Annotated in this window: 8 protein-coding genes and 2 pseudogenes; 3 read left to right on the forward strand and 7 right to left on the reverse strand. The window is 64.9% G+C overall.

What is annotated here, in order from left to right; genetic code table 11:
* Nucleotides 1-66 precede the first annotated feature (66 nt).
* The 7 genes and pseudogenes from QZV93_RS14535 to QZV93_RS14565 form a co-directional block, all read right to left on the reverse strand.
* The gene (locus tag QZV93_RS14535; protein WP_295559348.1) at nt 67-423 is read right to left on the reverse strand and encodes a hypothetical protein; all 357 of its coding nucleotides are present in this window, start codon (nt 421-423) and stop codon (nt 67-69) included.
* A 160-nt stretch (nt 424-583) separates the two neighbouring features.
* Nucleotides 584-943 (reverse strand): hypothetical protein, encoded by a 360-nt coding sequence (locus QZV93_RS14540; RefSeq protein ID WP_295559349.1) that lies wholly within the window; start codon nt 941-943, stop codon nt 584-586.
* Nucleotides 944-1,045: 102 nt separating this feature from the next.
* Nucleotides 1,046-3,715, reverse strand: a pseudogene (metH, locus tag QZV93_RS14545) (methionine synthase); the annotation flags it as partial.
* A 187-nt stretch (nt 3,716-3,902) separates the two neighbouring features.
* Nucleotides 3,903-4,595: a class I SAM-dependent methyltransferase gene (locus QZV93_RS14550; RefSeq protein ID WP_295559350.1), complete on the reverse strand. Its 693-nt coding sequence runs from the start codon at nt 4,593-4,595 to the stop codon at nt 3,903-3,905.
* A gap of 16 nt (nt 4,596-4,611) precedes the next feature.
* Nucleotides 4,612-5,655 (reverse strand): annotated as a pseudogene (locus tag QZV93_RS14555) (homocysteine S-methyltransferase family protein); the annotation flags it as partial.
* Between the two features lie 27 nt (nt 5,656-5,682).
* On the reverse strand, nt 5,683-6,612 hold the full coding sequence (metF, locus tag QZV93_RS14560) for a methylenetetrahydrofolate reductase [NAD(P)H] (protein WP_295559351.1): 930 nt from the start codon (nt 6,610-6,612) through the stop codon (nt 5,683-5,685).
* Complete coding sequence (locus QZV93_RS14565; protein ID WP_295559352.1) at nt 6,609-7,622, reverse strand: metalloregulator ArsR/SmtB family transcription factor; 1,014 nt, start codon at nt 7,620-7,622, stop codon at nt 6,609-6,611. Before QZV93_RS14565 ends, metF begins: the two co-directional genes overlap by 4 nt.
* 259 nt (nt 7,623-7,881) lie before the next feature.
* Between QZV93_RS14565 and QZV93_RS14570 the strand changes: the two genes are divergently transcribed.
* The 3 genes from QZV93_RS14570 to QZV93_RS14580 all read left to right on the forward strand — a co-directional run.
* Nucleotides 7,882-8,547, forward strand: a complete 666-nt coding sequence (locus QZV93_RS14570) for a hypothetical protein (protein WP_295559353.1) — start codon at nt 7,882-7,884, stop codon at nt 8,545-8,547.
* A gap of 150 nt (nt 8,548-8,697) precedes the next feature.
* Entirely contained in the window at nt 8,698-9,297 is a 600-nt protein-coding gene (locus QZV93_RS14575; RefSeq protein ID WP_295559354.1) for an ABC transporter substrate-binding protein, read from the forward strand.
* Nucleotides 9,298-9,380: 83 nt separating this feature from the next.
* Nucleotides 9,381-10,344 (forward strand): M1 family aminopeptidase (locus tag QZV93_RS14580; RefSeq protein ID WP_295559355.1); only part of this gene is annotated, 964 nt, incomplete at its 3' end.

Below are 10,344 nucleotides of genomic sequence, written 5' to 3' on the forward strand. Positions count from 1 at the left end.
TCGCAGGTCTGAAACAAAAAAGGCGCGGGAGCCGTCCCGCGCCTTATGTTTTGCGCTCCGCGAAAGCTAGCGCTTGATGTGATAGCCGAGGATGGCACCGGCGAGCACGGCGTATTTCTCCGGAACGCGGCCCCACGGAATTTCCGAAAGCAGCGGCAAGGTGGGACCGAACTCCCAAAGCAACGCGGCAATGATGCCGACCACGAGCGCGGCCGAAAGCGTGCCGCTGCCGGGCGTCCAGACGCCTTGCAGGACCTGTGCGGCGATGATGCCGACCAGGAAGACGACAATCGCGGCCACGATGGCGAAGACGTAGATCGAGAAGGCACCGGGGACGCTGCCCCCGATCCAACCCATGACGGCATTGGCGCCGAACCAGCCGAGCACGATCTGGAGCAGCAATAGAACGAGACGTCCAAGCATATGAAGGATCTCCCCCATGGTTGCCGCCGGCCGTCTTCCCCTCCGGTCAGCGGATGCGCCGATTTAGAGCACGATTCATGCGCCGGGGCGCGAAGATCCGGCGCGGCTTCGATCTAGCACGAAGATCACTATTTCGGAACAAAGGATTGGCGAAATCCGCTCACACGGAGACAGGCCGGGCCGTGAAAAAGTAGCCGGCGATGGCGGCGGCGACGGGCGCAAACGTGAAGAGGTGCGTTGCGACTTCCGAGACGCCGACTTGCGGGGCGAGAAATACCATCGCAGCGTAGGCGGCGATGATGGAAAACGAGACCGCGGCAACGAGCGAAAGTCCCGTGGGCGCCGGGATGGACGGCGTGATGCGCGAGCCGATGTAAGCCCCGATCAGAACGATGAGGGCACCAACGGCGGCGACGACGTAGAAGTACAGGGGCCCGTACTCCATCACCATGCCGACTAGGTTGGGAGCGGCAATCCATGCAGCGGTGGCCTGCGCCACGGCGAGATTCACGAACGGCATGTCATTCCCCCCGATCCGGTGCGCAGGGACCGGTTGCCGGCTCCCGCGGCTCGATCATCGCACGTTTCGCGGGTCACCGACAATCTCGGGCCTCGCGCCCTGTCAGGCGGCGTTGGTGCGGGCGGAGACGGGATCGTAGTTGAGGACGGGGGCCAGCCAGCGCTCGGCCTCGGCGACGCTCCAGCCCTTGCGGCGGGCGTAGTCCTCAACCTGGTCGCGCTCGACCTTGCCCACGCCGAAATAGTGGCTTTCTGGATGCGAGAAGTAGAGGCCGGAGACGGCCGCGCCCGGCCACATCGCATAGCTCTCCGTGAGCTCGATACCGGCCTCGGCCTCGACGTTCATGAGCTTCCAGAGCGTCGCCTTCTCGGTGTGGTCGGGCTGGGCCGGATAGCCCGGCGCCGGACGGATGCCCTGGTATTTTTCGAGGATCAGATCGTCGTTCGAGAGGCTTTCGCCCTTGGCGTAGCCCCACAGCTCGCGGCGCACCTTGGCATGGAGCGCTTCGGCGAAGGCTTCGGCGAGGCGATCGGCCAGCGCCTTGGCGATGATGCGGCTGTAGTCGTCCGTGACCTTGATATGGGCGCGGATGGCCTCCTCCTCGCCGAGACCGGCGGTGACGGCGAAGCCACCCACGTAGTCAGCGAGGCCCGTCTCCTTCGGCGCCACGAAATCTGCGAGCGCGATGTGGGCGCGGTCGCGCGAGGGATCGCGGGCGATCTGCTGGCGCAGGGTGAAGAGGGTTTCGAGCGGCTGCTTGCGGCTCTCGTCGGCGAAGAGCGCGATGTCGTCGCCGATACTGTTCGCGGGCCAGAAGCCGACCACGGCGTTGGCGGTGAACCACTTCTCGGCGACGATGCGATCCAGCATGGCGCGGGCGTCGGCGAAAAGCTTCCTCGCTTCGCTGCCGACCTTGTTATCGTCGAGGATGGCCGGGTAGCGGCCGGTCAGCTCCCAGGTCTGAAAGAAGGGCGTCCAATCGATGTAGGGGACGAGGTCGGCGAGCGGGAAATTCTTGAGCGCGCGTTTGCCGAGGAAGCTCGGCTTGGGGGGCGCGTAGCTCGCCCAATCGATCTTGAACCTGTTCGCGCGCGCCGCGGCCAGCGTTATGCGCTGCTTCTTGGCCTCGTTGGCGAGATGCGCCTCGCGGACCTTCACGTATTCGGCCTTGATGTTCTCGACGTACGGCTTGCTCTCGGTGTCGGAGAGGAGGTTCGACACCACGCCTACGGCGCGGCTGGCATCGAGCACATAGATGGCCTGGCCGCGGTTGTAGTTCGGGCTGATCTTTACGGCCGTATGGACGCGGCTCGTCGTGGCGCCACCGATCAGCAGCGGCACATGGAAGCCCTCGCGCTCCATCTCGGCGGCGACGAAACACATTTCATCGAGCGACGGCGTGATGAGGCCGGAGAGACCGATGATGTCGGCCTTTTCCTTCTTCGCCGTCTCCAGGATCTTGGCGGCGGGCACCATGACGCCGAGGTCGATCACCTGGTAGTTGTTGCACTGGAGCACGACGCCGACGATGTTCTTGCCGATGTCGTGCACATCGCCCTTCACCGTCGCCATGACGACCTTGCCCGCGGCCGGCATCTCGTCCAGTCCCGATTTCTTCTTCTCCTCCTCGAGATAGGGCTGCAGATAGGCGACGGCCTGCTTCATGACGCGGGCGCTCTTCACCACCTGCGGCAGGAACATCTTACCGGCGCCGAACAGGTCGCCGACCACGTTCATGCCGGCCATCAGCGGGCCTTCGATGACGTGCAGCGGCTTCTCGGCCTGCTGTCGCGCTTCCTCGGTGTCGGCCTCGATGAAGTCGGTGATGCCGTGCACGAGGGAATGCGTGAGGCGGTCCTGCACGGTGCCTTCGCGCCAGGAGAGATCCTTCTCCTTGGCTTTGGCGCCCGAGCCGTCACCCTTGAAGCGGGGCGCAGCCTCGAGCAGGCGGTCGGTGGCGTCGGGGCGCCGGTTGAGGATCACGTCCTCGGCGAGCTCGCGCAGCTCGGCCGGGATGTCGTCATAGAGCGCGAGCTGGCCGGCGTTGACGATGCCCATGTCCATGCCAGCCCGGATCGCGTGGTAGAGGAACACGGAGTGCATGGCCTCGCGCACGGGCTCGTTGCCGCGGAACGCGAACGAGAGGTTCGAGACGCCGCCCGAGATGTGGGTCAACGGCATCTTCTCGCGGATCTGGCGCGCGGCCTCGATGAAGGCGATGCCGTAGCCGTTGTGCTCCTCGATGCCGGTGGCAACCGCGAAGATGTTGGGATCGAAGATGATATCCTCGGGCGGGAAGCCGACCTTCTCGGTCAGGAGCTTGTAGGCCCGCTCGCAAATCTCGACCTTGCGCTCGATGGTGTCGGCCTGGCCTTGCTCGTCGAAGGCCATGACGACGACGGCGGCGCCGTAGCGCAGCACCTTGCGCGCGTGTGCAAGGAACTGCTCCTCGCCCTCCTTCATGGAAATCGAGTTGACGATGGCCTTGCCCTGGACGCACTTCAATCCGGCCTCGATGACGCTCCACTTGGAGCTGTCGATCATGATCGGCACGCGCGAGATGTCGGGCTCGGAGGCGATGAGATTGAGGAACGTCGTCATCGCCTTCTCGGAATCGAGCAGGCCCTCGTCCATGTTGACGTCGAGGATCATGGCGCCGGCCTCGACCTGCTGGCGCGCGACGGCGAGAGCGGCCGGATAGTCGTTGGCCTCGATGAGCTTTCGAAACTTCGCCGAGCCGGTGACGTTGGTCCGCTCGCCGACGTTGATGAAGGATTGCGCTGCGCTTCCGGTCACTTCGATCTCACCTGTTCACCGCGCCGGTTGGCGCCTGTTGCTATGCTCTGTCGTCCTCGGGCTTGTCCCGAGGATCCAAATCTCCACGCATTCTCACCCGGACGACGGATGGACGGTCGGGACAAGCCCGACCATGACGTTCCAGGAGGTGGCGTCGGTACCATCATGCGAAGGCCAGCCAGCCTTTGATGGCGAGTCCGCGGAAGATGGGCGTCAGGCGCTCGAACCCTGCGCTCGTCAGCAAGTCCTCTTGACGCTGCTCCGACACCACCGCGACTTTCTTGAAGTTCTCCGCATTACTTTCGGCAACCTCTTCCGCGACGCCATTGCGGACGGCATGCCGCTTCCAGATGCGCCGCAAGAGCTCGGTCTGATCTTCACCGGCAACGCCGACACCGTCGACGATCGCGAGCGGCGCGCCCGGCTTCAAGCGCGCACGGATAGCTTCGAAAAACGCCAGCTTCGCTCCATCGTCCGGAACGAAATGCGCCGTGAGGATACACGTGGCGGCATCGAAATCCTTCTCATCGAGGCCGTCGATCGGCTTTACGTACACTTGGCTTCGCGCCCCGACCGGCGTCTCGGCGAGACGCTTGCGCGCCAATTCGACCATGGGCGCGTAGGTGTCCACGCCGACGAACAACCAGTGCGGGTTATGCTGGCCGAGCCGCAGGATCTCCTCGCCTCCACCAGCTCCGACGACCAATATCCTGGCCGAACGCTGCGAAAGAAGCTCGAGGAACGCGGCTTCGACAATGGCAAAAATCGCCCGCCGGCCCGGAATGAATTGCTCGGCCAGAGCCGCGTAATCATCGAGATCGGGGAGTTTCTGGTCCTCGAACTTCAGCGCTGTCATCGGCTCACCCGTGCACGAAGGGCTCGAGGCCGGAGAGGCGCATCTTGGGAGCGATCTCGGGGATCGCTCGCGGCTTGTATGACGCGACGTGCTCGGCGATGTGCTGGATGTGGTCCGGCGTCGAGCCACAGCAGCCGCCGATGACGTTGATCAGGCCGTCTGCCGCCCAGGGCTCGGTCTTGCAGGCCATGTCGTCCGGCGTCTCGTCGTACTCGCCCATGGCGTTCGGGAGCCCGGCGTTCGGATAAGCCGAGATGCGCACGTCGGCGACGTGGGCCAGCTCGGCGAGGTACGGGCGCATCAGCTCGGCACCGAGCGCGCAGTTGAGGCCGATCGAGAACGGCTTCAGGTGGCGCATCGAATACCAGAAGGCTTCCGCCGTCTGGCCCGAAAGCGTGCGGCCCGAGCGATCGGTGATGGTGCCTGAGATCATGATCGGCAGCGTGACGCCCGTCTCGTCGAAGGCCTCCAGGGTGGCGAGCCCCGCGGCCTTGGCGTTCAGGGTGTCGAAGATGGTCTCGATCAGGATGATGTCGGCCCCACCCTCGATCAGAGCCTTCACCTGCTCCGTGTAGGCGTCGCGCAGCTCGTCGAAAGAGACGTTGCGGAAGCCGGGATTGTTCACGTCCGGCGAGATGGAGGCCGTGCGGTTGGTCGGGCCGACGGCACCGGCGACGAAGCGCGGTCTGTCGGGCGTCGAAAACTTGTCCGCCGCCGCGCGGGCGAGCTTCGCCGCCTGTACGTTGATCTCGTACGACAGATCCTCCATGCCATAGTCGGCCATGGAGATCTTCTGCGCGTTGAAGGTGTTGGTCTCGATGATGTCGGCGCCCGCGGCGAGATATTGCTCGTGGATGTCCTGGATGATCTTGGGCTGCGTCAGCACCAGGAGATCGTTGTTGCCCTTCACGTCGCGCGGCCAGTCCTTGAAGCGTGTGCCGCGATAGCCCGCCTCGTCCAGCTTGTGGCGCTGGATCATGGTGCCCATAGCGCCATCGATGATCAGGATGCGCTCGGAGGCTGCCTTGTCGAGGGCCTGCTTGATGTCTTTCTTGCTCATGCTCTCTGCTCGATCTGCTCGATCTTTTCAGCTCGCGGCCTTGCGACTTTCCAGGGGCGCGACCTTGAGCGGTCGCAGACCCAGCAAGTGGCAGATGGCGTACACGAGGTCGGCGCGGTTCAGCGTGTAGAAATGGAAGCTCTTGATGCCCTGGTCGACGAGGTCCATCACCTGCTCGGTGGCGACAGCCGCCGCCACCAGATGGGTAGTCGCGGCATCCTCGTCGAGACCTTCGAAGCGGCGGGCGAGCCAGGCCGGCACGCTGGCGCCGGTCTTGATGGCGAAGCCCGCCACCTGGCGGAAATTGTGGATCGGCACCACGCCGGGCGTGATCGGCACCCAGATGCCGGCGGCGCGGGCACGCTCCAGGAAGCGCAGGTAGTGCGTGTTGTCGAAGCCGAACTGCGTGATGATGCGGTCGGCGCCGGCGTCCACCTTGGCCTTGAGGTTGTCGATGTCGGCCTGCGGCGTCGGACTGTCCGGGTGCTTTTCCGGATAGCCGCCGACTGAGACCTCGAAGTTGCCGATCTTCTTCAGGCCGGACACGAGATCGGCTGCATTCTGGTATCCGCCGGCCGTCGGCGCGTAGCGGTGGCCGGCACCGCCCGCGGGGTCGCCACGCAGGGCCACGATGTGGCGCACGCCGGCATCCCAATACGCGCGCGCGACGGCATCCACCTCCTCCTTGGTCGCATCGACGCAGGTGAGGTGCGCGGCGGGGCGCAGCGCCGTCTCCTTGATGATGCGAGCAACGGTCGCGTGCGTGCGCTCGCGCGTCGAGCCGCCGGCACCGTACGTCACGGACACGAACTCGGGACAGAGCGGGGCGAGCCGCGTGACGGCGTCCCACAGCGTCGCCTCCATCTTCTCGGTCTTGGGCGGGAAGAACTCGAACGACACGTCGATCTCGCCCGCGCCCAGGAGGCGGCTTTTTCTTTCGTTGCCTGGAGGTGTCATGATCCGATCCGTTCGAGCTTTTGTGATTTCTTGGACGTCTCTTCCGCCGCTGGCTTCCTGCCGAGCCACAGGGAGACCGTGAGTTGCTGACGGCCGTCGTGCTCTTCGGGCGCTAGGCTTTTGATCTCGATGCCGGTGAGGCCGGCATCCTCGAGCCAGGCCGCGACCTGCTTCCCTTCGAAGCCGAGACGCTCGTGGGCGTGGCTCTCGCGCAGGCTCTCGATCTCGTGCGGCGCGAAATCGACGATCAGGAGGCGTCCGCCGGGAGCCAGAATGCGCGCCGCCTCGCTCACAGCGTGAGCGGGCTCCGAGAGGTAGTGCAGCACCTGATGGATCACGACGCCGTCGGCCGCCCCGTCGGGGAGCGCCACGTTGTAGATGTCGCCGTGGCGGACCTCGGCTCGTGCCAGACCCGACGTCTTGAGCTTGGAGCGGGCGTAGGCCAGCATCGACTGGTTGACGTCGAGACCGAGGCCGCGCTCGTAGCGATCGGCCAACACCTCGAGCATGCGGCCGGTTCCGGTGCCGAGATCGACGAGAGTCTTGAACGGCGAGCCGGCGAGCGCCGTGGCGATGGCCGTCTCGACGGCCGTTTCCGACACATAAAGGGTCCGGATCCGATCCCAGTCCGCGGCGTGCTCGCGGAAATAGGTCTGAGCGGCCGCCTCGCGCTCGCGCTTCAAGGCGTCGGCGCGCTCGCTGTCGCGGCGGAGGACGGGATCGCGCATGTCGACCGTCTCCAGGATGCGGCGCGCGAGCCTGCCGCCCTCCGACCGGTCCGAGACGTGAAAGTAGACCCAGCTCCCTTCGCGGAAGCGCTCGATCAGGCCGGCTTCGGCCAAGAGCTTCAGGTGGCGGCTGATGCGCGGCTGGCTCTGGCCCAGGATCTGGGTCAGATCCTTGACGTTGAGCTCTCCGGCCGCCAGCAACAGCAGGATCCTGAGCCGCGTCGTTTCCGCCGCGGCCTTGAGGGCAAGCACCAAATCATGCGTGTCGAGGGTTCCGGACATGGCTCTCTCTACCTTGCCGAGCAACATATAAAGATATGTTTATGTGTCAAGTGACGATTGCTCGGGTCCCGCGCTTTTAAAGCCTGGCTGGGCGAACGGCTGCCGGGCCGGCGACTGCCGGGTCTCGCGGCTGATACATTTTTTTTACCGCGCCGGCCGGCCTGGTGGTGCCGGTAACCTCCGGGAAAGACTGCCCCGCTAAAAAGATCCGTTCGGGTGGTTCGTATTGCGTGATCGATATTCTGGGGGGCAGGATCTCATGCACGGCACGCTTGTCGAGTCAGCGTCACACCAGGCTTCTTTACAGATTTCCCCTTCCTCCCCTGATCCCGCCGCCTCGCCGCTCGTGTTCGAGCTGGTTCCCGAGCGCGGCGGACGCACCGTGCTGATTGCGCTCCTGGTCCCGCTCCTGATCGCACTGATGACGCCGTTCTGGCTGGTGGTGGCGCAGCTGGCGTCGGACCCGGCGGCGCGCGCGATCCTGTCTGCGCGGCCGCTGATCGGCGTGCAGCTTCTGGTCGGCCTCGTTGCCCTGCTTTGGATTTTCGGCTGGCCGCTGGCGCATTTCGCGCGCCGAGGGCTCGAGCGGCGGCGCATCACCATCGATGGCGAGGCGGTGCATTGCGAGGCCGTCGGACTGTTCGGGGCGCGGTCGTGGACCGAGCCGATCGCACACTACGCCGGCCTCGCGCAGCGGGTCCGCACGTCGGTTTCCGGCACCCGCCAGGAGCTGGTGCTGGTGCATCGGCGCCGGTCGCGCTCGGTGCATTTGCCGGTGTCGCCGCAGATTCCGGCCGAGACATTATCGTCCGTGGCGCGACTTTTCGTCCTTGCCGAAATTCCGTCGCGAGAGGCCGCTAGCGTTATGCCGCTACACGGGTATTTTCGTCTGACGGAGCCGAAAACCCAGCTGGCGACGGCGTAAGGCGCCGCACGCCGCTGCGCGGCGGGACGGAGTGCTCCAAGCCCTGCGAAGCTTTGACTAAACAAGCTTTCGCGTGCTGAATGGCGGTGTGCATCCGCAATTCCCCCTCCGGGAAAGCGGGCACGTCCGGAACTGCGGGAGCAGATGTTGATGACGACGGTTTGCCAGCGCCAGTCCCCGGGGGGGCCGGTCTTCGCGCTCAGAGCAGCAGCTCTCGCTCTTCTTCTCCTCACCATCCCTTCGCTTGCAGCCGCCGCAGAGTCGCCGGCGGCCTACATGCAGCGCGTTGCAAACCAGCTCATCGCCGCGCAACGCTCGGGCTCCGAGAACGACTACGCCACCGTGCTGCGCAGTCACGCGGACGTGCCGACCATCGCCATCACGGCGCTCGGCTCCTATGCGCAGAGCCTGGATAAGTCCGACCGGCCCGCCTACTACGCGGGCATGATCAATTTCATCTCGCGTTACGCCGCCAAGGAAGGGCCGAAGTATCCGGTGGCGAAGGCGATCATGACCGGGCAGACGCAGGAGACGGCGAACGGCATCTACGTCGACAGCCGCATCACGCTGAAGAGCGGCGAGACCTATGACGTGCGCTGGCGCATCGTGCGGCGGGGCGATGCCTACAAGGTGCGCGAAGCGGAGATCATCGGCTTCGAGATGACGACGTTCCTGAACACGCTGTTTCAGAACTACATCTCGGAGAACGGCGGCAATCCGCGCACCCTCGTGATTGCGCTCAATCGCTGACAGTTCTCTCCATTACCGTTTGGCATCGGCGCGTCGTGTCTTAAGGTGCATACTCGGCGCCGATTCAGCGCAGCGGAGATGCCATGAAACCCGATCAGCCTCGTCCGCGACGCCTCAAGGACTATCGTCCACCGGCATATCTCGTCGATCACGTGGATCTCGCCTTCGCGCTCGACCCCGAGCGGACGGAGGTCAAGGCGCGGCTCAAGGTGCGTCGCAATCCGGCTGCGGGTACAGCCGCGAAAGCGCTGGTGCTCGACGGCGAGCAGCTCGAGCTGGTGCGGATCGCCATCGACGGCAAAGAGCTTGCGTCCGGCGACATCAAGCGCGACGACGTCTCGTTGACGATTCCCAAGGTCCCGTCGCGGCCGTTCGTCCTCGAGATCGACACCCTCATCAATCCGGAGGCAAACAAGGCGCTGCAGGGGCTCTATCGGTCCCGCGGCGTGTTCTGCACGCAGTGCGAGGCCGAAGGTTTCCGGCGCATCACGTTCTTTCCGGACCGGCCGGACGTGCTCGCGACCTATACCTGCCGCGTTGAGGCGGACGCGGCAACGGTGCCGGTGCTGCTCGCCAACGGAAACCCCGGCGAGACGGGCCGCCTCGCGAACGGCCGGCACTTCGCAGTGTGGAACGACCCGCACCCGAAGCCGTCCTACCTGTTTGCGCTCGTGGGCGGGGATCTCTCTCCGATCGCGTCGACATTCAAGACCATGTCGGGACGAAAAGTAGGGCTCAAGATCTATGTCGAGCACGGGAAGGAAGCGCGGGCGGAATGGGCCATGGATGCCCTCAAGCGCTCGATGCGGTGGGACGAGGTTCGTTTCGGGCGCGAGTACGATCTCGACGTGTTCAACATCGTCGCCGTGTCGGATTTCAACATGGGCGCGATGGAGAACAAAGGCCTCAACATCTTCAACGACCGGCTGATCCTCGCCTCGCCCGACACGGCGACGGACGCCAATTTCGAATCCATCGAGAGCGTGGTCGCGCACGAATACTTCCACAACTGGACCGGCAATCGCATCACCTGCCGCGACTGGTTCC

The sequence above is a fragment of the uncultured Hyphomicrobium sp. genome (assembly GCF_902826555.1).
Taxonomy (GTDB): Bacteria; Pseudomonadota; Alphaproteobacteria; order Rhizobiales; family Hyphomicrobiaceae; genus Hyphomicrobium_C.

Excerpts from the sequence above, each read along its gene's own strand:
- QZV93_RS14550 (WP_295559350.1), bottom strand. The coding sequence starts at position 4,595 with ATGACAGCGCTGAAGTTCGAGGACCAGAAACTCCCCGATCTCGATGAT.
- QZV93_RS14540 (WP_295559349.1), bottom strand. The coding sequence starts at position 943 with ATGCCGTTCGTGAATCTCGCCGTGGCGCAGGCCACCGCTGCATGGATT.
- QZV93_RS14575 (WP_295559354.1), top strand. The coding sequence starts at position 8,698 with ATGACGACGGTTTGCCAGCGCCAGTCCCCGGGGGGGCCGGTCTTCGCG.
- QZV93_RS14565 (WP_295559352.1), bottom strand. The coding sequence starts at position 7,622 with ATGTCCGGAACCCTCGACACGCATGATTTGGTGCTTGCCCTCAAGGCC.
- QZV93_RS14570 (WP_295559353.1), top strand. The coding sequence starts at position 7,882 with ATGCACGGCACGCTTGTCGAGTCAGCGTCACACCAGGCTTCTTTACAG.
- QZV93_RS14535 (WP_295559348.1), bottom strand. The coding sequence starts at position 423 with ATGCTTGGACGTCTCGTTCTATTGCTGCTCCAGATCGTGCTCGGCTGG.
- metF (WP_295559351.1), bottom strand. The coding sequence starts at position 6,612 with ATGACACCTCCAGGCAACGAAAGAAAAAGCCGCCTCCTGGGCGCGGGC.